At 65.6% G+C, this 20,759-nt stretch carries 17 protein-coding genes and 1 pseudogene; 8 read left to right on the top strand and 10 right to left on the bottom strand.

Translation table 11 applies throughout. The features are described from left to right. Positions 1 to 29: 29 nt before the first annotated feature. The 4 genes from XcuCFBP2542_RS07100 to glmS form a co-directional block, all read right to left on the bottom strand. Positions 30 to 1,172 (bottom strand): hypothetical protein, encoded by a 1,143-nt coding sequence (locus XcuCFBP2542_RS07100; RefSeq protein ID WP_104602898.1) that lies wholly within the window; start codon positions 1,170 to 1,172, stop codon positions 30 to 32. Positions 1,173 to 1,403: 231 nt separating this feature from the next. Next, complete coding sequence (locus tag XcuCFBP2542_RS07095; RefSeq protein WP_104602897.1) at positions 1,404 to 1,877, bottom strand: hypothetical protein; 474 nt, start codon at positions 1,875 to 1,877, stop codon at positions 1,404 to 1,406. Between the two features lie 117 nt (positions 1,878 to 1,994). Next, complete coding sequence (locus tag XcuCFBP2542_RS07090) at positions 1,995 to 3,077, bottom strand: PD-(D/E)XK nuclease domain-containing protein (protein WP_104602896.1); 1,083 nt, start codon at positions 3,075 to 3,077, stop codon at positions 1,995 to 1,997. A 112-nt stretch (positions 3,078 to 3,189) separates the two neighbouring features. Then, a complete protein-coding gene (gene glmS / locus XcuCFBP2542_RS07085; RefSeq protein WP_104602895.1) occupies positions 3,190 to 5,019 on the bottom strand; it encodes a glutamine--fructose-6-phosphate transaminase (isomerizing) in 1,830 nt (609 codons plus the stop codon). Positions 5,020 to 5,226: 207 nt separating this feature from the next. On the opposite strand from glmS, the gene XcuCFBP2542_RS07080 reads away from it, so the two are divergent. From XcuCFBP2542_RS07080 to XcuCFBP2542_RS07050, 7 genes and pseudogenes are all read left to right on the top strand, one after another. Next, positions 5,227 to 6,498, top strand: a complete 1,272-nt coding sequence (locus XcuCFBP2542_RS07080) for an efflux RND transporter periplasmic adaptor subunit (protein WP_104602894.1) — start codon at positions 5,227 to 5,229, stop codon at positions 6,496 to 6,498. Positions 6,499 to 6,536: 38 nt separating this feature from the next. Continuing rightward, positions 6,537 to 7,256, top strand: a complete 720-nt coding sequence (locus tag XcuCFBP2542_RS07075; protein ID WP_104602893.1) for an ABC transporter ATP-binding protein — start codon at positions 6,537 to 6,539, stop codon at positions 7,254 to 7,256. A gap of 11 nt (positions 7,257 to 7,267) precedes the next feature. Next, positions 7,268 to 8,569 (top strand): ABC transporter permease, encoded by a 1,302-nt coding sequence (locus XcuCFBP2542_RS07070; RefSeq protein WP_104602892.1) that lies wholly within the window; start codon positions 7,268 to 7,270, stop codon positions 8,567 to 8,569. A gap of 55 nt (positions 8,570 to 8,624) precedes the next feature. Next, the gene (locus XcuCFBP2542_RS07065; RefSeq protein ID WP_104602891.1) at positions 8,625 to 9,851 is read left to right on the top strand and encodes an ABC transporter permease; all 1,227 of its coding nucleotides are present in this window, start codon (positions 8,625 to 8,627) and stop codon (positions 9,849 to 9,851) included. Positions 9,852 to 9,884: 33 nt separating this feature from the next. Further along, complete coding sequence (locus XcuCFBP2542_RS07060) at positions 9,885 to 10,388, top strand: nuclear transport factor 2 family protein (protein WP_104602890.1); 504 nt, start codon at positions 9,885 to 9,887, stop codon at positions 10,386 to 10,388. A gap of 35 nt (positions 10,389 to 10,423) precedes the next feature. Then, a complete protein-coding gene (locus XcuCFBP2542_RS07055) occupies positions 10,424 to 11,767 on the top strand; it encodes a sigma-54-dependent transcriptional regulator (RefSeq protein WP_104602889.1) in 1,344 nt (447 codons plus the stop codon). An 8-nt stretch (positions 11,768 to 11,775) separates the two neighbouring features. Next, positions 11,776 to 13,137: pseudogene (locus XcuCFBP2542_RS07050) on the top strand (sensor histidine kinase). A 91-nt stretch (positions 13,138 to 13,228) separates the two neighbouring features. On the opposite strand, the gene glmU reads toward XcuCFBP2542_RS07050, so the two are convergent. Then, complete coding sequence (gene glmU / locus XcuCFBP2542_RS07045) at positions 13,229 to 14,593, bottom strand: bifunctional UDP-N-acetylglucosamine diphosphorylase/glucosamine-1-phosphate N-acetyltransferase GlmU (RefSeq protein ID WP_104602888.1); 1,365 nt, start codon at positions 14,591 to 14,593, stop codon at positions 13,229 to 13,231. A gap of 146 nt (positions 14,594 to 14,739) precedes the next feature. Between glmU and XcuCFBP2542_RS07040 the strand changes: the two genes are divergently transcribed. Then, on the top strand, positions 14,740 to 15,123 hold the full coding sequence (locus XcuCFBP2542_RS07040) for a GtrA family protein (RefSeq protein WP_167526958.1): 384 nt from the start codon (positions 14,740 to 14,742) through the stop codon (positions 15,121 to 15,123). 150 nt (positions 15,124 to 15,273) lie between these two features. On the opposite strand, the gene XcuCFBP2542_RS07035 is transcribed toward XcuCFBP2542_RS07040, so the two are convergent. The 5 genes from XcuCFBP2542_RS07035 to atpA all read right to left on the bottom strand — a co-directional run bounded on the left by XcuCFBP2542_RS07035 (position 15,274) and on the right by atpA (position 20,757). Next, positions 15,274 to 15,879: a chorismate mutase gene (locus XcuCFBP2542_RS07035; RefSeq protein WP_104602886.1), complete on the bottom strand. Its 606-nt coding sequence runs from the start codon at positions 15,877 to 15,879 to the stop codon at positions 15,274 to 15,276. Between the two features lie 231 nt (positions 15,880 to 16,110). Beyond that, the gene (locus XcuCFBP2542_RS07030) at positions 16,111 to 16,533 is read right to left on the bottom strand and encodes a F0F1 ATP synthase subunit epsilon (protein ID WP_104602885.1); all 423 of its coding nucleotides are present in this window, start codon (positions 16,531 to 16,533) and stop codon (positions 16,111 to 16,113) included. A 168-nt stretch (positions 16,534 to 16,701) separates the two neighbouring features. Continuing rightward, positions 16,702 to 18,108 (bottom strand): F0F1 ATP synthase subunit beta, encoded by a 1,407-nt coding sequence (atpD, locus tag XcuCFBP2542_RS07025; RefSeq protein ID WP_104602884.1) that lies wholly within the window; start codon positions 18,106 to 18,108, stop codon positions 16,702 to 16,704. Between the two features lie 125 nt (positions 18,109 to 18,233). Then, a complete protein-coding gene (atpG, locus tag XcuCFBP2542_RS07020) occupies positions 18,234 to 19,097 on the bottom strand; it encodes a F0F1 ATP synthase subunit gamma (protein ID WP_104602883.1) in 864 nt (287 codons plus the stop codon). 112 nt (positions 19,098 to 19,209) lie between these two features. Continuing rightward, positions 19,210 to 20,757, bottom strand: a complete 1,548-nt coding sequence (gene atpA / locus XcuCFBP2542_RS07015; protein ID WP_104602882.1) for a F0F1 ATP synthase subunit alpha — start codon at positions 20,755 to 20,757, stop codon at positions 19,210 to 19,212. Positions 20,758 to 20,759: the final 2 nt, after the last annotated feature.

The raw sequence follows: 20,759 nt of genomic DNA, 5'->3' as shown, positions 1-20,759 counted from the left end.
GCTGACGGTGGCGGCACGCCGCCACTGCTTCAGTTGGACGCCGCCACCGCCGCGGTATCGGGAAACCATTGCGGCAGGCCGTCTGCGAACCTGGCCGCGCACTCGTCCGTATAGGCCTGCGCCGCCTGCTTGACCAGGGCGTAGTTGTCGGCCTCCCACTCCTGCAACGACGCGGTGCGCGGGGTTGGCACGCACGCCATGTGCACCCGGCTCGCCTTGCGCCTGAGCAAACCGGTGCGTTCTCCACCGATGGTCACGCTGTAGCGCAGCTCATAGGGCGAGTTGGCGTCGGACAGGCTCTGATAGATCAGCGCCCAGTCGGACATGACCACCTGCAACGGGAAGGGATCGACTGGAATCGCGCCCGGATGCCCGGCGAAATAGCGCTTCAGCTGTCCGTTGACCGCATCGCGCTGCAGGACATAACCGGGATTGCCGATGTCCTTGATCTTCTCGCCCCTCAGTTGGTCCTTGCTGAAGCTCGACGCCACCAGGCCACGCGCGAACAGACTGGCTGCAACCTGCAATCCGACAGAGGCGCCGGTATGGCCGCGCCGCACCACGCGCAACATGTCGTCGCCATTGGGCAGGCCGTCCGCGCCCAGGTTCAGCTGTGCGCTCAACGGCAGCTGCAACGCCCAATCCGCCGAGGAAGCGATCGCCGCATCGGTGCCGTCGGTGGCGGACGCAGGCGCTGGCGCCTGCTCTGCCACGACCAGGGTCCCGGCTGCAGCCGCTGCCGCATACGCCGTTGCGGCCGAAAAATCACCACCGACGAACGCCGGTAGCACGGCGCTCGCCTCGGCGCTGCGCGTTGGCGTACAGAAGCTGCTGGCCGCACGCATCTGCGTCTCATGAAACCCGATGCCGTTGACCTGGTGCACGGCGGCCGACTGGCCGTACTGTTCGACCAATTTGGCGATCACCACCTCGGACACCGGCTGCTGCGCGCACACGTTGGTCGCGGCGATGCGCGACCAGGCGAATTGCAACGCCGGGTCCTGGCCCATGGCGTCTTCGCCGATGAAACCGTGGTCGTAATGGTAGGCATAGATCGCAGGATCGATCTCCTGCAGCGTCATCCCGCCCTGACCGGCGTAACCGGGCGGAATGCCCTGCGCCGTCGCCACGCCGGCTGCGGCGAGCAGCCCGGCCAAAATACAGATCCGCATCGTGTCCTTCCCATGGAATAAGTGCCGCACTGCGCGCCCCCACGCAGTGCGGCAAGACATCACCGCACAGGCTGTGCGGCGGTCGCTGGCACAGGATCGATCCATCCGGAACACTGCAGCGTCGCCCGGCGGATCAAGTCTGCCGGGATAGTGTGGGCCGCTGCTGGTGTTTTGGCAGTCGGGACGGTCCCCACCGCGCTGTCGGGACGTCCCCCGTGCCGGGCTTATGGATCAGGCATGCAGGATCCCGCTGCTCGCGCACTGCCACTGACGCGGCGTGCGCAGTGCGGCCAGGGTATGCACCAACTCGCGATAGCCATCGGCCAGTTGTGCGAACAGGCCGGCATCGCTGCAGCGCGTGTCGGCCACCCCGGCATAGGCGCCGCGCCCCAGGTCGATGAAGTAGTCCACGCTGAGACGGCGGCGCTGCGCCACGCCGGGGAACAGCCCGGCAATCAGCAGGCAGCCATCGCCGACATCGCGCAACAGGTCGGCGCGCACGCTGCCCACCTGCTCCTGCGCATGCAGCCAGGCCAGGGCCTGGGTGCGCGAGAGCAGATGCGCATCGCGCTGGAAGCGCAACAGCACGAACACCAGATACTGCTCGCGCGATTCGTCCAGCGGACGCGCGGTCCGCTGCCCCGCCTCGCGCACCAACGCCTGCCACAACTCGGCCGGCGCGCCCTGCTTGAAAGACTCGTGCATATGTCCCCCTGCGTGGTGTGGACCCTCGCCAGGAGCTTATGCAGGAACCGGGCCAGCGGACTGGCACTGCGCATGGACGAGTGCCAGGCGGCCGGCACCGATCGCGCCCCGCCGTGCTCAAGCCGTGGGGATGATCACGACGCTGACGCCGATGCCGGCCTGGCTGTCCTCCAGATCCCTCTTGAGCAGGTCCGCGTTGACGAGCAGCCGCGACGGATCGTAGATCAGGCATACAAGGTGCCGGCACCGGGGGTCATTGGAATAGCGCACGATGTCGATGCTCAGCTCGTTGGTGATCTCGCGATCGCGTAGGCCAGCGCGGGTCATCTTCACTTCGATGGCGATCTGCTCCTCGGCCAGCAGGAAGTCGATACGCGAGTGGTTGCCGGCATAGCTCGGCGTGTATTCCTCCGGATGCAGGTACGGGTAATGCACCTTCAACAGCGCGTGCAGGGCGTCCTGCACGTCGTACTCATCGGCGAAGGCCATCGCAGGCCGCGATGCGTGCCTGATCCCGAGTTGCTGGACGAAGACATGGAAGCGCCGAAGCAATGGCAACAGCGCCGCCACGCCAGTCTCCGCGCCGGCGCAGGGAGGCAGCACCACGAGAGAATAGGTGTGTTCGAGCACCTGCTCCTCGAAGCGTCGCTGCGCATCGGGTGGCTTCCGGATCACCGCGTGCAGACACAGGCACAGGCCGATCATCAGCACCAGATAACCGACCAGATACAGCGGATCGAGCCTGATCGCGACATGCGGTACGTAGCGATACCGTGCCGGTGCGGCGTGGCCTGCGCCCGTCATCTCCGGTGCACGCATCAATCGATAATAGACGACAACGATCAGCCCGTCGCTCGATCCGCTGCTGGCATACAGGTCGTGCAGGTCCGACGGCAGATCCGCCGCGCCAGCCGCCGACGCCGACGCCGACGCCGACGCCGCGTTGTAGCGCTTGAGCCGCTCGAACATCGGTGCGGTCGTGGCCTGGAAACTCTCCGATGTCAGGAACTGGATGGCTCTCGGATTGCGCAGGTCGTGCGGCAGGAAAAACGACCAGATACACACCATGTAGGCCAGCGTGAGCAGCAGCGCGGATGCGATGAGCGCGTAGGCGCAAAGGCGTCGATAGCGCTGCAACCGCAGGACCAGGGTCGCCAGCGAGGGGGTGTCCTGGCCATGGCCGGTCTTCGATTCCTGCATGACGCACTCCTTGATCGTTCAGACGTCGATGCCGGCACTTCGCCGCCACCGCAGACAGCACGGCCTGCCATGCCGCCGCCCTGGTCGCCCGCGGCTGGCATGGATGGCCGCGTCATTCCACCGTGACGGACTTGGCCAGGTTGCGCGGCTTGTCCACGTCGGTGCCTCGCGCCAGCGCGGTGTGGTAGGCCAGCAGCTGTACCGGGATGGTGTGGATCACCGGCGACAGCACGCCGGCATGGCGTGGCGTGCGGATCACATGCACGCCTTCGGACTCGCTGAAGTGGCTGTCCTGGTCGGCGAACACGAATAGTTCGCCGCCGCGCGCGCGCACTTCCTGCATGTTGGATTTGACCTTCTCCAGCAAGCGGTCGTTGGGCGCGATCACCACCACCGGCATGGCCGCGTCCACCAGCGCCAGCGGGCCGTGCTTCAACTCGCCGGCTGGATAGGCTTCGGCATGGATATAGGAGATTTCCTTGAGCTTGAGCGCACCTTCCAGCGCGATCGGATAATGCAGACCACGCCCCAGGAACAAGGCGTTTTCCTTCGCAGAGAATCGCTCGGCCCAGGCCACGATCTGCGGCTCCAGGTTCAAGGCGTGCTGTACGCTGCCGGGCAAGAAGCGCAGCTGCTCCAGGTACTCGGCTTCTTCGGCTTCATTGATGCGGCCCTGCAGCTTGCCCAGCACCATGGTGAGCTGGAACAGCACCGCCAACTGCGTGGTGAAGGCCTTGGTCGATGCCACGCCGATCTCGGCGCCGGCACGCGTGTAGCACACCAGCTCGCTGGCGCGCGGGATCGCGCTCTCGGGCACGTTGCAGATCGATAGCGTGTGCAGGTGCCCCAGCGATTTGGCGTATTTCAGCGCTTCCATCGTGTCCAGCGTTTCGCCGGACTGGGAGATGGTGACGATCAGGTGCCTGGGGTTGGCATGCGCGGCGCGGTAGCGGTATTCGCTGGCAATCTCCACGCTGCACGGCAACCCGGCGATGGCTTCGATCCAGTAGCGTGCCGTCATGCTGGCGTAGTAGCTGGTGCCGCAGGCCAGGATCTGCACGCCGTCGATGTCGCGCAATACCGCTTCTGCGTTGGGACCGAACAGCGATGCCGGGAATCCCTTCGCATCGATCGCCGCCTCGATGGTATCGGCCAGCGCACGCGGCTGTTCGTGGATTTCCTTCTGCATGAAATGGCGGAACGGGCCGAGCTCCAGCGAGGCCAGTGACACATCCGACAGATGCAGCGGGCGCTCGACCGGTGCGTTGTCGCCATCGAAGATACGCACGCCATCGCGGCGCAGCTCGGCGGTGTCGCCCTCTTCCAGGAAGATCACCTGGCGGGTGGCCTGCACGATCGCCGAGACGTCGGAGGCGACGAAGGTCTCGCCCTCGCCCACGCCGATCAGCAACGGGCAGCCCATGCGCGCGCAGACGAAGCGTTCCGGCTCGGCCTGGCTCATCACCGCCAGCGCATAGGCGCCGGTGAGTTCCTTGACGGTACGCTGCAAGGCGGCCAGCAGGTTGCCGGCATCGCCCAGGTGGTGGTGGATGAGGTGGGCGATGACTTCGGTATCGGTCTGCGACTCGAAGGTGTAGCCGAGCGCACGCAGCTTTTCACGCTGTTCTTCGTGGTTTTCGATGATGCCGTTGTGCACCAGCGCGATGCCGTCGCTGATGTGCGGGTGCGCATTGGCTTCGGTCACGCCGCCATGCGTGGCCCAGCGGGTATGGCCGATGCCGAGCATTGCCTCGAACTGCTCGGCGTGTGCGGCCTGGGCCATTTCGGCCACCCGCCCGGTGCGGCGCACCCGGCGAAGCTGGTCGCCATCGAGCACCGCGATACCGGAGGAGTCATAGCCGCGGTACTCCAGTCGCTTGAGTCCTTCGATCAGGACCGGTACCACATCGCGCCCGGCGATCGCTCCGACAATGCCACACATAGGGACAGCTCATGAGGAAAGAAGATCGGCATTTTAGCGTGTCCGCTGTTGTCCACTGCATGACCGCAGCCGGACAGCGTGTCCGCCCGAGTGTCCGCGGACACTGCGGACACTTGCAAACCCGCCATTAACTCTATGTATTTCAAATACTTGGGAGTTGGCACGACGCCTGCTTCGCCCTCTGTGACGCCATCGAGCACGCCCGCCATGATTCGTGACACTTCCGCCCAGGACCAGGTCATCCGCACACCCGCCCAAGCTGCGCCGTGGCGTCGCTGGCTGTGGCCCGGGGTGGCTGCGATCGCGGTGCTGGCCGGCGTCGGCTGGGCAGTCAGCGCCTGGAGCGCGGGCAGCCGCTCCTTCGATGCCAACCGGGTGCGCATTGCCATTGTCACCCAGGGCGAGCTGGTCCGCGACATCGCCGCCGATGGCCGGGTGATCGCCGCCAATAGCCCGGTGCTGTACGCCATCTCCGCCGGCACGGTGACGCTGAGCGTGGTGGCCGGCGACGTGGTCAGGCAGGGCCAGGAGCTGGCGCGCATCGACAGCCCCGAGCTGCGCAGCAAGCTGGCACAGGAGCAAGCCACCCTGGCCGGGCTGGAGGCCGAATCCAGCCGCGCCGCGCTGGATGCCACGCTGGCCCGTGCCAACGCCAGCAAGCTCACCGACCAGGCCAGGATCGACAAGCAGGCCGCCGTGCGCGACCTGGAACGCTACCAGCGCGGCTTTGACGGTGGCGCGGTGCCGCAGGTGGACCTGGCCAAGGCCCAGGACACCTTGAAGAAGACCGATATCGATCTGCAGCACGCCCAGCGCGATGCGGCCTTGAAGAGCCAGGGCGCGGACCTGGACTTGCGCAACAAGCGCCTGCTGGCAGACCGCCAGCGCGCGGTGGTGGCCGAGGTGCAGCGCCAGGTGGACGCGCTCACCCTGCTGTCGCCGTTCGATGGACAGGTGGGCCAGGTGCAGGCCGTGCAGCACACCCAGGTGGCAGCGAACGCGCCGATCCTGGGCGTGGTGGACCTGTCCAAGTTCGAGGTCGAGATCAAGGTGCCGGAAAGCTTCGCGCGTGATCTGGCGATCGGCATGCCGGCCCAGCTCACCAGCGGCAACGGCGAGCCGTTCCCCGGCGCCATCTCGGCGGTGTCGCCGGAGGTGGTCAACGGCGAAGTCACCGCACGCATCCGCTTCACCGACAAACAACCGCCCGGCCTGCGCCAGAGCCAGCGCATGAGCGCGCGTGTGCTGATGGATACCCGCCGCAACGTGCTCAAGGTCGAACGCGGCCCCTTCGTCGAACAGTCCGGAGGCCGCTACGCCTACGTGATGGATGGCACCACCGCCGCGCGCCGCCCGATCAAGCTCGGCGTCAGCAGCCTTGGCGAAGTGCAGGTGCTGTCCGGCCTGCAGGCAGGCGACCGCGTGGTGGTCTCCGGCGCAGACAACTTTGGCGACGCGCCGCGCGTCACCGTCCACTGATCCTCTTTCACACCTCACCTTTCGCAAAGGAATCGGCAATGCTCAAGATGCAAGCGGTCTCCAAGGTCTTCCGCACCGAACAGGTGGAAACCCACGCGCTGCGGTCGCTAGACCTGCATGTGCGCGAAGGCGAGTTCGTGGCGGTGACCGGGCCCTCCGGCTCGGGCAAGACGACCTTCCTCAACCTGGCCGGCCTGCTGGAAACCTTCACCAGCGGGCAATACCTGCTCGATGGCGAAGACGTCAGCCACCTGTCCGACGACGCGCGCTCGCGGCTGCGCAACCGCAAGATCGGCTTCATCTTCCAGGGCTTCAACCTGATCCCGGACCTCAACCTGTTCGACAACGTCGATGTGCCGTTGCGCTACCGTGGCATGCCCGCCGCCGAGCGCAAGCAGCGCATCGAAGAGGCCCTGACCAAGGTCGGACTGGGGTCGCGCCTGAAGCACTACCCCACCGAACTGTCCGGCGGCCAGCAGCAGCGCGCCGCCATCGCCCGCGCACTGGCCGGTAGTCCGCGCCTGCTGCTGGCCGACGAACCCACCGGCAACCTCGACTCGCAGATGGCGCGCGGGGTGATGGAACTGCTGGAAGAGATCAACAGCCAGGGCACCACCATCGTCATGGTCACCCACGACCCGGAACTGGCCGCGCGCGCGCAGCGCAACGTGCATATCGTCGATGGCCAGGCCACCGATCTGGAGCGTAATCCCAGCCTGATGCGTGCGCGCGATCTTGCCCCCCCCCAGGCCGACTGAGGAGAACGCCCATGTTCGGTTACTACTTCACCCTGGCGCTGCGCAGCTTCCGCCGCAACAAGGTCCTCACCGCCCTGATGGTGCTGGCCATCGCGCTGGGCATCGGCGCCAGCATGACCACCTTGACGGTGTTCCATGTGTTGTCGGGCGATCCGATCCCGCAGAAGAGCGATCGTCTGTTCTATGTGCAGGTGGATGCACAACCGAAGGCCGGTTATCAGCCTGGGGAGGAGCCGGATTACCAGTCCACCCGCTTCGACGCCGAAGCGCTGCTGCGCGAGAAGCGTGCCAGGCGCCAGGCCATGATGACCGGCGGTAATGTGGCGATCGAACCGCAGAACAGCGCAATCACTCCCTTCAAGATGAAGACGCGCTTCACCTCGGCCGATTTCTTCCCGATGTTCGACACGCCGTTCCTGCATGGACAGGGATGGTCGAGCGCCAGCGACGAGCGGCACGAGCGCGTTGCGGTGATCGGCAAGGCGCTGAATGACAAACTGTTCGATGGTGGCAACAGCGTCGGGCGCGAGCTGCGCGTGGATAAGCACACCTTCCGCATTGTCGGCGTGCTCGATACTTGGGAGGCCGCTCCGCGTTTCTACGACATCACCAGCACCTACGGCTCGGACGAACAGCTATACGTGCCCTTCAGTACGGCGATCGAGCTGAAAATGAGCCATGAGGGCGGAACCAACTGCAATGGCAAGGCCGAAGGCGGCGATACCACCGCCCTCAATGCCCCCTGCAGTTGGGTGCAGTATTGGGTGGAGCTGGAGAACGCAAGGCAGGCCAGCGATTACAAAGCGTATCTGGAGAACTATTCCGATCAGCAACGCAGTGCCGGGCGTTTCACGCGTCCCAACAATGTGCGCCTGCGCAACGTGATGGAGTGGTTGGACCACAACAAGGTCGTACCGGGTGATGTCCGTCTGCAATTGTGGCTGGCGATGGGCTTTCTGCTGGTCTGCCTGCTCAACACGGTGGGCCTGCTGCTGGCCAAGTTCCTGCGGCGCAGTGGGGAGATCGGCGTGCGCCGCGCGCTGGGTGCATCGCGCCGCGCCATCTTCGCGCAATGCCTGGTGGAGGCGGGCACGATCGGCCTGGCCGGCGGCATCGGCGGGTTGGCGCTGGCGTGGCTGGGCCTGTGGGCGGTGCGCCAGCAACCGGTGGAGTACGCCTCATTGGCGCATCTGGATCTCACCATGCTGGTGCTGACGTTCGCGATCGCGGTCTCCGCCAGCCTGATCGCCGGCCTGTTGCCGTCCTGGCGGGCCATCCAGGTCGCCCCGGCATTGCAGCTCAAATCGTCCTGATCCTCACGCCCGCGGCGCTGCAGCGGGCCAAGCCCACCCCTCCAAGGTCAGTCCCATGGACATCCGCCCTATCGTTTCCACCCTCCGCCGCCACAAGACCGCCGCCGCGCTCATCGTGCTGGAGATCGCGCTGGCCTGCGCCATCATCTGCAATTCGCTGTTCCTGATCGGCAACCGCGTGGAAACGCTCGGGCGCGCCAGCGGCGTTGCCGAACAGGAACTGCTCAGCATCTCCTTGGGCGGCATCGGCACGCAGACCAACGCCGACGTGCGTACCCAGGAAGACCTGGCGGCGCTGCGCGCCATCCCTGGCGTGCGCAACGCGGCCATCACCAATCAGATGCCGTTCGTCAATTATTCGTCCAACACCGGATTGTCCCTGACCCCGGAGCAGGAGCGCTCCACGCTCAATGCCGCGCAATACCTGGTCAGCGAAGGCAGCTTGAAGGTGCTTGGCCTGCAACTGACAGGCGGGCGCGACTTCACCCCGGAGGAATACATCAGTCTGGAAAAAGCAGACAACGACGACAGCGTTCTCAAGAAAGGCCTTCCGATCCTGCTGACGCAGGCCGCCGCAGACAAGATGTTTCCCGGCAACAGCGCACTGGGCAAGACCGTCTACTCCGGCGACGTGCCGATGCGGGTGATCGGGATCGTGCATACCCTGGCGCGCCCGAACAACGTCAATGGGCCGGAACAGCGGCACTACTCGATGCTGCTACCGATCCGCGTCCCCTACACCGAGGGCCAGTACATCCTGCGTGTCTCCGATCCGTCACGCCGGCAAGAGGTGCAACAAGCTGCGGTGGCGGCCTTGATGCGGCTGGACAACAGCCGTCTGGTCCTGAAGCAGCAGACCTACACCGAGATCCGCGACAGCTATTTCCGCGACGACCGCGCGATGATCTGGCTGCTTGGGGCGGTCTGCATTGCACTGCTGATCGTCACCGCGCTGGGCATCGTCGGCCTGGCCAGTTTCTGGGTGCAGCAGCGCACCAAGCAGATCGGCATCCGCCGCGCGCTGGGCGCCACACGCAGCCAGATCCTGCGCTATTTCCAGATGGAGAATTTCCTGCTGGCGACGATCGGGATCGTGCTCGGCATGCTCATGGCCTATTCGATCAACGTCTGGCTGATGGCCCGGTATGAACTGCCGCGGCTGCCCGCGATCTACCTGCCGGTCGGTGCGCTGCTGCTCTGGCTGCTTGGCCAGGTGGCGGTGTTCTGGCCGGCCCGCCGCGCCGCCGCCGTGCCGCCCGCAGTCGCCACCCGCAGTGCATAGGCAGACCCTTGCCCTACACGAGACCAGCCTTCCATGAACTCGAAACCGCAAAAAATCCGAAGTCTCCTGCTCGCTGCCCTGTCGCTGTTCTGTCTCCAGGCATCTGCAGAAGAACTGGCCGGCAATACCGGAGCCGACCTGCGCTCCACCATCGCCGCACTGGACCGCAAGGTCTTTGACAGTTTCAACCGCTGCGCCGATCCTGCGCAGCTGCAGAAGCACGCCGGCTACTTTGATCCCGCCGTCGAGTTCTACCACGACACCGGCGGAGTGACCTGGAACCGTAACGCCATGCTCGCCAATACCCGCGAGCACGCCTGCGGGCACTACACCCGCGAACTGATTCCTGAAACCCTGAAGGTCTATCCGGTGCGTGACTTCGGCGCGATTTCCCAGGGCCAGCACCGTTTCTGCGATACAGCGACCGGCAAGTGCGAAGGGCTTGCCGACTTCGTGATGGTCTGGCACGTCCACGACGGGCAATGGACGATCACCCGCGTGCTGAGCTACGCCCACCGCTCCGCGTCAAACGACTAGCCGTTACGATGGCGTCCCACCGGATCCAATCCATCATGTCCCAGATCCTCATCATCGACGACAACACCGCCGTGGCCACCGCGCTGGAGGTGCTGTTCTCGCTGCACGACATCGAAGCGCAGCACGCGTCGTCGCCGCAGGCCGGACTGGCGCTGCTGGACGAGCGGGCGTTCGATCTGGTGATCCAGGACATGAACTTCACCGCCGACACCACCTCCGGCGAAGAGGGCGAGGCCTTGTTCGCGCAGATCCGCCAGCGCCACCCGGATCTTCCGGTGATCCTGCTCACCGCCTGGACCCATCTGGGCAGCGCGGTGGGACTGGTCAAGGCCGGTGCGGCGGACTACATCGCCAAGCCCTGGGACGACACCAAGCTGCTGACCACCGTCAACAACCTGCTGGAACTGTCCGAGGCGCGGCGTGAACTGGAACTCCGGCGCGAGCGCGAGCGACGCGGCCGCGATCAGTTGCACCAGCGCTACGACCTGCGCGGCGCGGTATTCGCCGACCCCGCCAGCGAACGTGCCATCGCACTGGCCTGCCAGGTGGCACGCTCGGAGCTGCCGGTGCTGATTACCGGCCCCAACGGCAGCGGCAAGGAAAAACTCGCCGAGATCATTCAGGCCAACTCCGCAGTCAGGCACGGGCCGTTCATCGCGGTCAATTGCGGCGCGTTGCCGGGTGAATTGATCGAAGCGGAGTTGTTCGGCGCCGAGGCCGGTGCCTATACCGGTGCCAACAAGGCGCGCGAAGGCAAGTTCGAAGCCGCCGACGGCGGCACGCTGTTTCTCGACGAGATCGGCAACCTGCCGCTGGCCGGGCAAATGAAGCTGCTGCGCGTGCTGGAAACCGGGCGCTACGAGCGGCTGGGCTCCAACCGCGAACGCCACGCCAAGGTGCGCGTCATCAGCGCCACCAATGCCGACCTGCCGGCAATGATCCGCGATGGCAGCTTTCGCGAGGATCTGTATTACCGGCTCAACACCGTGGAGATCGCCTTGCCCGCACTGGGTGAACGGCCCGGCGACATCGGGCCGCTGGCCGAGCACTTTCTTGCTGGCGCCAAGCCACTGTCCACCCAGGCCCATGAGGCGCTGCAGCGGCACGCCTGGCCAGGCAATGTGCGCGAACTGCGCAACGTGCTGCAGCGGGCCGGATTGCTGGCGCAAGGCGCGCGCATCGAGATCGGCGATCTCAACCTGCCGCGCGCCGCCGCGCCACGCCCCGTCGCGCCGGCTGGCGGCGAGCCGGACCGTGCGCGCATCGAGCAGGCACTGGCACGCGCGCAGGGCGTGATCGCCCAGGCAGCCGCCGAGCTGGGGCTGAGCCGACAAGCGCTGTACCGGCGCATGGACCGCTACGGCATCGGTAGCGAGTGAGCATCGGCATGCGCCAGCGCTCCTTCACGTTTTCGCTGTTTCTGCGGTTGCTGCCGGTACTGGCGCTGGCCGCCGCCCTGCCCTGGCTGCTGGCGTACTGGCTGGACCGCGGCTGGGAGGTGACGGTGTTGTCGGCGCTGGTCCTGCTGACGGCGATGTGGTGGAGCCTGAGCCATGCGACCGCCCCGATGCGCTCGCTGTTCCGCGCGCTGGCCGGCACCACCAGCAGCTACCGCGACGGCGAATACAACTTCGGCGTGCACTGGCGCGGCAACGACGAGCTGGCGCAATTGGTGCAGGCGCATGCGGAACTTGGCGATGTGCTGCGCGCGCAGCGGCGCGACCTAGTGCAACGCGAATTGATGCTGGACACCATGCTGCAGAACACCCCGGTGGCGATGTTGCTCGTCGTCGCCGGCGGCGACGGCGTGCGCCGGATCGGCTTTTCCAACAATGCGGCGCGCAAACTGCTGCACGGCGGACGCAAGCTAGAAGGCCAGCACCTGGACGACGTGCTTGAACGCATGCCCGGCGAACTGCGCGACGCGCTGGCGCGCGGCGGCGACTGCCTGTTTGCGGTGCGCGAAGACGGCGATGACGAGGACGACGAACAGATCTACCACCTGTCGCGGCGTAGCTTCCATCTCAATGGTCGTGGTCACGAGTTGCTGCTGATCCGCACCCTGACCACCGAATTGCGCCGCCAGGAAGTGCAGACCTGGAAGAAGGTGATCCGGGTCATCAGTCATGAACTGAACAACTCGCTCGCACCGATCGCCTCATTGGCGCATTCGGGCGCCGAACTGCTGCGGCGCGAGCGCACCGACCGGCTGAGTACGGCGTTTGAAACCATCGAAGAACGCGCCCGGCATCTGGAAGGATTCATCCGCGGCTATGCGCGCTTTGCCAAACTGCCGCAGCCGCAATTGCAGACCATCGAGTGGGCGCCCTTCCTTGGCCGCCTGCAGCAACAGATCCCGTTCGACCTGCAAGGCGACCTGAGCGAGGTGTGCAGCCGCATCGACGCCGCGCAGATCGAGCAGGCACTGCTTAACCTGCTGAAGAACGCGCACGAAGCCTGAGACGAAGCGCAGCCTCCCAACAGCGACGTGGCGCTGCGCGTCACGCGGGTACCGCAATGGCTACGTATCGAGGTACTCGATCGCGGCAACGGCATGAACGAGGCGGTGCTGCACAACGCGCTGATGCCGTTCTACTCCACCAAGCGCAATGGCACCGGGCTGGGCCTGGCGCTCACCCGCGAGATCGCCGAAGCGCATGGCGGGCGTCTTTCGCTGCATAACCGCGAACACGGCGGGCTGTGCGTGACCTTGCTATTGCCGTTGGGCGCAGCTCCGCGCACGTCGTAGGAGCGCACCCGGGCGCGACGGGCATTACCGGTAACGCCGGTCGCGCCCGGGTGCGCTCCTACGCGTTCGGTGCGAATACCAGCAGCGCCGCCTACTTCTTGCTGGGCCGCTTCCACCCTTCGACCACGGTCTGCCGCGCACGCGTCACGCTGAGCTGGCCCACCGGCGCATCGCGGGTGATGACCGAGCCGGCGCCGATGGTGGCCATCGCGCCGATCTCGACCGGCGCCACCAGCGCGCTGTTGGATCCGACGAAGGCACCATCGCCGATGATGGTCTGCGACTTGTTCACGCCATCGTAGTTGCAGGTGATGGTGCCGGCACCGATATTGACCTTGCTACCGATCGTCGCATCGCCCAGGTAGGTCAGGTGGTTGGCCTTGCTGCCCACGCCCATCGCGACCTTCTTGGTCTCCACGAAATTGCCGATATGCACGCCATCGGCGAGCACCGTCCCCGGCCGCAGCCGCGCGAACGGACCAATCTGCACCGCGCCCTCGGTCACCACGCCTTCCAGGTCGCAGTGCGCACGCACCTGCGTGCCGGGACCGAGATTGACGTCGCGCAGCCGGACGAACGGACCGATCACCACGCCATCGCCCAGGACGACCTCGCCCTCCAGGATCACGTCGATGTCCAGTTGTACGTCGCGCCCCACCTGGACCGTGCCGCGCTGCTCCACGCGCGCGGGGTCGGCCATGCGTACGCCTTCCAGGCACAGCGTGCGGGCGGCGCGATGCTGCCACGCGCGTTCGAGCTGCGCGAGCTGCCACGGATCGTTGGCGCCCTCCACGTCCTGCGGGTCGGCCACCTGCACCATGTCGGCCGGAGTGTAGTCGGCGGCGGCGCTGGCGAAGACGTCGGTCAGATAGAACTCGCCCTGCGCATTGTGATTGGACAGGCCGGACAGCCAGCGACGCAGTGCGGTGGATTCGGCGGTGAGGATGCCGGTATTGACGGTGCGCAGGCGGCGCTGCTCCTCGCTGGCATCCTTCTGCTCGACGATTGCCGCGACCTTGCCTTCCGGGTCGCGCACGATGCGGCCGTAGCCGGTGGGATCGGCCAGCTCGGCCACCAGCACCGCCATGCGGCCGGGCGCCTGCAGCAGCTCCTGCAGGCTCTGGCTGCGGATCAGCGGCACATCGCCATACAGCACCAGCACGGTCGCCGCGTCGGGGATGGCATCCATCGCCTGCTGCACCGCATGCCCGGTGCCCAGCTGCTGACGCTGCTCGGCCCAGTGCAGATCGCCTTGCGCCGCGAATGCCGCCCGCACCTGGTCGCCGCGATGACCGTAGACCACATGGATCGCCGCTGGCTGCAGTTGCCGCGCGGTGGCGATCACATGCGCCAGCATCGGCTGGCCCGCCAGCGGCTGCAGCACCTTGGGCAGCGCCGAGCGCATGCGCTTGCCCTCTCCGGCAGCCAGGATCACAACGTGCAAAGGCAAAGTCATCAACGCTTTCCGGCAACCATGAAGTGCCCGAATTCTAATCGCTGCGCAACCAGGCGTCCCGCCTGGGCAGAAGCGACCTATTGCAGTAACGGTACGTGAGCGCCGCGACCGTTAGGATGGGCGCCCTTTCGCTTCCCCGCGCACGCATGAGCCTGTTCCGCCAAGGCAGCCAGTTCACCCTGATCGGCGCGCTGCAGCTGGCGGTGGATTGCGGCATCTTCATCGCCGGCACCGCCGCCGGCCTGCCCGCCGTGCCCGCCAACCTGCTCGGCCGCATCGGCGGGGCGGCCCTGGGCTTCTGGCTCAACGGCCGCTTCACCTTTGCCCGGCAGGATGGCGCACGCCTGGGCTGGCAGCGCTTCCGCCGCTTTGCGGTGATGTGGCTGATATTGACCCTCATCAGCACCTGGCTGGTCTCGGCCACCGTCGAGCTGGTCGGCCTGCGTCAGGCCTGGCTCGCCAAACCGCTGGTCGAAGGCGGGCTGGCGGTGGTGTCGTTCTTCCTGGGCCGGCAGGTGGTGTATCGCTGAGCCTAGCCTGTGCCTGTCGGCCTGCGGCGACGACGCAGGCAGTGCGCTCGACCGTCGATGCGACCCCACGCGGCACGAATCCCGCTAGCCACCGCCAGCGCCGCTTGCCTGGGCGCTGGCGGTGATCGCCGGAGAAGCTCCCTTCGCGGCCTACCTGTCCGCTGCCGGCGTGGCGCGCTGGGCGGGCGGCTGACAGAAATCGCCCAGGCTGCGAACCAGGGCCGAGTGGTGCACCGCGTCCAGCTGCCATTTCGCCACATAGCGCGCGGCAGCACGCGCGGTGGCAGACGGACAATCGAGCGCCTGCCGTTGCGGGGCCGCCTGCGCAAGTGCATCCAGCAGCTCGCCTTGCAGCTGATCCAGGCGCGCGCGCAACGCGGCCAGATCCGGCCGCGCGGTATCCGGCGCGCGGCCACGCTCGTGCCAGCGGTTCAACAGCGCGTACTGCACGGCCTTGTTGGCCTCGATCTGTGCGGTAAAGAAACGCACGGCGTCGTCCGGCTCCAGTCCGTGCGCCGCGGCCTGATCGCGCACGCTCGACACCACCGCCGCCTCGCGCGTCTGATCCAGCACTGGCTTGCCGCTGTCCCATTTGCTCAACGCCACCGCATCGCCGATGGCATTGCGCTGCACGATGCGGTCCAGCAGCGGATCCAGCGACGGCTGGCTACGTGCCGGCAAGGCACAGCCCAGCAATGCGGCGGCCAGCGCGCCAGTCAGTACGTAACCACGAAAGCGATCTACCAAGCGGGTCATGCGGTCATCCTCAGTGACAGGTCGGCCATGGCAGTGACGCCTGGGCATCGACCACGGTGCGAGCGTGCAGTGTGCCTGTTGGTCGCAGAACCAGGTTTTTTGCCGCGCAAGCGCGGCTTCATAAACGAAAACGCCGACCCAACGGTCGGCGTTTCCACTCCACACCTGCGTGTGGCAACACTGCTGGATCGCATCACGCGCCCATCAAGGGTCGATCAGTCGATCAGTCGATCAGTGCTTGAGGTTGCGGCGCAGGCGTTCCAGCGCCTGCAGCTGCACCGTTGCCTCGGCCAGCTGACGCTGTGCCTGCGCCACATCCACCGTGTTGCCGCGGTTGGCCAGCAGCCGCTCGGCCTCTTCCTTGACCTTGCGCACGGCCGCTTCGTCGATGTCCTGCGCACGCACCGCGGTGTCCACCAGAATGGTCACCACCTGCGGCTGCACTTCCAGGATGCCGCCGGAAATGGCGAAGTCCAGCTGTTCGCCACTGGCGGTGGTCACCACCACCTTGCCCGGCTTCAGGCGGGTAATCAGCGGCGCGTGCTTGGGCGCGATGCCCAGCTCGCCCAACTCGCCGGTGGCCACGACCAGCGTCGCCTCACCGTGGAAGATTTCCTTCTCGGCGCTGACGATGTCGCAACGGATAGTGCTCATGGTGCCTCACTTTGTGAGGCGGGGAATTGGGAATCGGGAATCGGGAATGGGAAGAGCGGCTGGTTGCTCGCTATTCCTACTTCCCGTACTTCCAACTCACCTACGACCCGCCTTTACGATTCCCGATTCCCGATTCCCAATTCCAGCCGCACAGCGGCTGGGATCGCATCAGGCCTTGGCGCTCATCTTGTTGGCTTTCTCGACGGCTTCTTCGATGCTGCCGACCATGTAGAACGCCTGCTCCGGCAGGTGGTCGTACTCGCCATCGCAGATCGCCTTGAAGCCGCGGATGGTGTCCTTCAGCGAGACGTACTTGCCCGGCGAGCCAGTGAACACTTCGGCCACGTGGAAGGGCTGGCTGAAGAAGCGCTCGATCTTGCGTGCACGCGACACCGACTGCTTGTCTTCTTCGCTCAGCTCGTCCATGCCCAGAATCGCGATGATGTCCTTCAGTTCCTTGTACTTCTGCAAGGTCTGCTGCACGCGCTGGGCGGTGTCGTAATGCTCGTGGCCGATCACCAGCGGATCCATCTGGCGGCTGGTGGAGTCCAGCGGATCCACCGCCGGGTAGATACCCAGCGAGGCGATGTTACGGCTCAGCGTGACGGTGGAGTCCAGGTGGGCGAAGGTGGTCGCCGGCGACGGGTCGGTCAGGTCGTCCGCTGGCACGTACACGGCCTGGATCGAGGTGATCGAACCGCTCTTGGTCGAGGTGATGCGTTCCTGCAGCACGCCCATTTCTTCGGCCAGGGTCGGCTGGTAACCCACTGCCGACGGCATACGGCCGAGCAACGCGGACACTTCGGTACCGGCCAGCGTGTAGCGGTAGATGTTGTCCACGAACAACAGCACGTCCTTGCCCTTGCCGTTCTCGTCCTTCTCGTCGCGGAAGTACTCGGCCATGGTCAGGCCGGTCAGCGCTACGCGCAGACGGTTGCCCGGCGGCTCGTTCATCTGGCCGTACACCATCGCGACCTTGTCCAGGACGTTGGAATCCTTCATCTCGTGGTAGAAGTCGTTGCCCTCGCGGGTACGCTCGCCCACGCCGGCGAACACGGACAGACCCGAGTGCGCCTTGGCGATGTTGTTGATGAGTTCCATCATGTTGACGGTCTTGCCGACGCCGGCGCCGCCGAACAGGCCCACCTTGCCGCCCTTGGCGAACGGGCACATCAGGTCGATGACCTTGATGCCGGTTTCCAGCAGCTCGGTGCTGGAGGACTGGTCTTCATACGACGGCGCGCCGCGGTGGATTTCCCAATGGTCCGAGGCCTGCACCTCGCCGGCCTCGTCGATCGGGCGACCCAGCACGTCCATGATGCGGCCCAGCGTGCCGGCACCGACCGGCACCGAGATGGCGCGTTCGGTGTTGGTGGCGACCAGGTTGCGCTTCAAGCCGTCGGTGGAGCCCAGCGCGATCGTGCGCACGACGCCGTCGCCCAGCTGCTGCTGCACTTCCAGGGTGATTTCGGTGCCATCGACCTTGAGCGCGTGATACACCTTCGGCACTTCATTGCGCGGGAATTCGACGTCGACGACCGCGCCGATGATCTGAACGATCTTGCCCTGACTCATTTGGATAACTCCACTCATGTCTGTTCGATTCTGGTGTCGGGAATGGGGAATCGAGAATGGGGAATGGGAAGATCAAGAGCACCGACGGCCTTGCCTATTCCCGTTTCCCGATTCTCCATTCCCGGCTACACAGCGGCCGCGCCGCTGACGATTTCCGAAATTTCTTGGGTGATCGCCGCCTGGCGCGCCTTGTTGTAGACCAGTTGCAAGGTGCCGATCATCTTGTTGGCATTGTCGCTGGCGGCCTTCATCGCCACCATGCGCGCCGCATGTTCGGAGGCCACGTTTTCCAGCACCGCCTGGTACACCAGCGACTCGATGTAACGCGTCATCACATGCTCCAGCACGGTCGCGGCATCGGGTTCGTACAGGTAGTCCCAATCGTGGTGCGCCACCTTGTGCTCGGCGGCCGGCAGCGGCAGCAGCTGGTCGAAGCTGGCCTTCTGCGTCATGGTGTTCACGAAGCGGTTGTAGACCAGATAGACGCGGTCCACCTTGCCTTCGATGAAGGCATCGATCATCACCTTGATGACGCCGATCAGCTGCTCGACCTGCGGGCTGTCACCCAGGTGGGTCACGCTGCCGACCATGTTGACCTTGACGCGACGGAAGAAGGCCGAGGCCTTCTGGCCGATGGTCACCACGTCGATCTCGGCACCGGTGTCCTGCCACGGGCGCACCTCGCCCAGCATCTTGCGGAACAGGTTGTTGTTCAGACCGCCGGCCAAGCCGCGATCGGAAGAGATCACGATGTAACCGACCCGCTTGACCTGCTCGCGCTCGACCAGGAACGGATGCTGGAAATCGGTGCTGGCCTGCGCCAGATGCCCGATCACCTGCTTCATCGCCTGCGCATACGGACGCGAGGTCTTCATGCGGTCCTGCGCCTTGCGGATCTTGGAGGCCGAGACCATTTCGAGCGCGCGCGTCACCTTGCGGGTGTTCTGCACGCTCTTGATCTTGGTTTTGATTTCGCGTCCGCCTGCCATACTCGCTCGCTTCGCTCGCTTAGTGGGAATGGGGAATCGTGAGTCGGGAATTGGCACAGCCAACCCGCTCTGACGATTCCCGATTCTCTATTTCCGATTCCCGCAGCTGGTCTTACCAGCTGCCCGTGGTCTTGAACTCTGCGATGCCCTTCTTGAACGCGGCTTCGATGTCGTTGTCCCAACCGCCGGTGCTGTTGATCTTGGAGACCAACTCGCCCTGGGTGTTGGCGAAGTGCGCGTGCAGGCCTTCTTCGAATGCCAGCAGCTTGTTCACCGGCACCTCGTCGAGGTAACCCTCGTTGACGGCGTAGATCGACAGCGCCTGGTTGGCGATGGACATCGGCGCGTACTGCTTCTGCTTCATCAGCTCGGTGACGCGCTGACCGCGCTCGAGCTGCTTGCGGGTGGCTTCGTCCAGGTCCGAGGCGAACTGCGCGAATGCCGCCAGCTCGCGGTACTGCGCCAGCGAGATACGGATGCCGCCGGACAGCTTCTTGATGATCTTGGTCTGGGCCGCACCACCGACGCGCGACACCGAGATACCGGCGTTGACGGCCGGACGGATACCGGCGTTGAACAGGTCGGTTTCCAGGAAGATCTGGCCGTCGGTGATCGAGATCACGTTGGTCGGCACGAACGCGGACACGTCGCCGGCCTGCGTTTCGATGATCGGCAGCGCGGTCAGCGAGCCGGTCTTGCCGGTCACCGCACCGTTGGTGAACTTCTCCACATATTCCTCGGACACGCGCGCGGCGCGCTCCAGCAGACGGGAGTGCAGGTAGAACACGTCGCCCGGATAGGCTTCGCGGCCCGGCGGACGCTTGAGCAGCAGCGAGATCTGGCGGTAGGCCACGGCCTGCTTGGACAGATCGTCATAAACGATCAGCGCGTCTTCGCCGCGGTCCATGAAGTATTCGCCCATGGTGCAGCCGGCGTACGGGCTGATGTACTGCATCGCGGCCGACTCGGACGCGGTTGCCGCCACCACCACGGTGTGCGCCAGCGCGCCGTTCTCTTCGAGCTTGCGCACGATGTTGGCAACGGTCGAGGCCTTCTGGCCGATCGCCACGTACACGCACTTGATGCCGGTGCCCTTCTGGTTGATCACCGCATCGATCGCCAGCGCGGTCTTGCCGGTCTGACGGTCACCGATGACCAGCTCGCGCTGGCCACGGCCGATCGGGATCATCGCATCGACCGACTTGTAACCGGTCTGCACCGGCTGGTCGACCGACTTGCGCCAGATCACGCCCGGGGCAACACGCTCCACCGGTGCGGTCTGGGTGGCGCCCAGCGGGCCCTTGCCGTCGATCGGCTCGCCCAGCGCGTTGACCACGCGGCCGAGCAACTCCGGACCCACCGGCACTTCCAGGATGCGGCCGGTGGTCTTGGCCACGTCGCCTTCGCGCAGGTTTTCGTAATCGCCCAGCACCACGGCGCCGACCGAATCGCGCTCCAGGTTCAGTGCGAGCGCGAAGGTGTTGTTCGGCAGTTCGATCATTTCGCCCTGCATCACGTCGGCCAGGCCGAAGATGCGCACGATGCCGTCGGACACGCTGGTCACGGAGCCTTCGTTGCGCGACTCTGCGGACAGCTTGACCGCCTCGATGCGGGTCTTGATCAGGTCGCTGATTTCGGAGGGGTTGAGCGTGGTTGCCATCG

This window comes from Xanthomonas cucurbitae (genome assembly GCF_002939885.1).
Lineage (GTDB): Bacteria > Pseudomonadota > Gammaproteobacteria > Xanthomonadales > Xanthomonadaceae > Xanthomonas > Xanthomonas cucurbitae.
This window is presented reverse-complemented; position numbering and strand designations above follow the sequence as displayed.

Bases quoted from the DNA above. Each gene is read 5' to 3' on its own strand.
- atpA (WP_104602882.1), bottom strand. From the start codon at position 20,757: ATGGCAACCACGCTCAACCCCTCCGAAATCAGCGACCTGATCAAGACC.
- XcuCFBP2542_RS07035 (WP_104602886.1), bottom strand. From the start codon at position 15,879: ATGACCCGCTTGGTAGATCGCTTTCGTGGTTACGTACTGACTGGCGCG.
- XcuCFBP2542_RS07040 (WP_167526958.1), top strand. From the start codon at position 14,740: ATGAGCCTGTTCCGCCAAGGCAGCCAGTTCACCCTGATCGGCGCGCTG.
- XcuCFBP2542_RS07060 (WP_104602890.1), top strand. From the start codon at position 9,885: ATGAACTCGAAACCGCAAAAAATCCGAAGTCTCCTGCTCGCTGCCCTG.
- XcuCFBP2542_RS07075 (WP_104602893.1), top strand. From the start codon at position 6,537: ATGCTCAAGATGCAAGCGGTCTCCAAGGTCTTCCGCACCGAACAGGTG.
- XcuCFBP2542_RS07080 (WP_104602894.1), top strand. From the start codon at position 5,227: ATGATTCGTGACACTTCCGCCCAGGACCAGGTCATCCGCACACCCGCC.
- XcuCFBP2542_RS07030 (WP_104602885.1), bottom strand. From the start codon at position 16,533: ATGAGCACTATCCGTTGCGACATCGTCAGCGCCGAGAAGGAAATCTTC.
- XcuCFBP2542_RS07090 (WP_104602896.1), bottom strand. From the start codon at position 3,077: ATGCAGGAATCGAAGACCGGCCATGGCCAGGACACCCCCTCGCTGGCG.
- atpG (WP_104602883.1), bottom strand. From the start codon at position 19,097: ATGGCAGGCGGACGCGAAATCAAAACCAAGATCAAGAGCGTGCAGAAC.
- XcuCFBP2542_RS07065 (WP_104602891.1), top strand. From the start codon at position 8,625: ATGGACATCCGCCCTATCGTTTCCACCCTCCGCCGCCACAAGACCGCC.
- atpD (WP_104602884.1), bottom strand. From the start codon at position 18,108: ATGAGTCAGGGCAAGATCGTTCAGATCATCGGCGCGGTCGTCGACGTC.
- glmS (WP_104602895.1), bottom strand. From the start codon at position 5,019: ATGTGTGGCATTGTCGGAGCGATCGCCGGGCGCGATGTGGTACCGGTC.
- XcuCFBP2542_RS07095 (WP_104602897.1), bottom strand. From the start codon at position 1,877: ATGCACGAGTCTTTCAAGCAGGGCGCGCCGGCCGAGTTGTGGCAGGCG.
- glmU (WP_104602888.1), bottom strand. From the start codon at position 14,593: ATGACTTTGCCTTTGCACGTTGTGATCCTGGCTGCCGGAGAGGGCAAG.
- XcuCFBP2542_RS07055 (WP_104602889.1), top strand. From the start codon at position 10,424: ATGTCCCAGATCCTCATCATCGACGACAACACCGCCGTGGCCACCGCG.
- XcuCFBP2542_RS07100 (WP_104602898.1), bottom strand. From the start codon at position 1,172: ATGCGGATCTGTATTTTGGCCGGGCTGCTCGCCGCAGCCGGCGTGGCG.
- XcuCFBP2542_RS07070 (WP_104602892.1), top strand. From the start codon at position 7,268: ATGTTCGGTTACTACTTCACCCTGGCGCTGCGCAGCTTCCGCCGCAAC.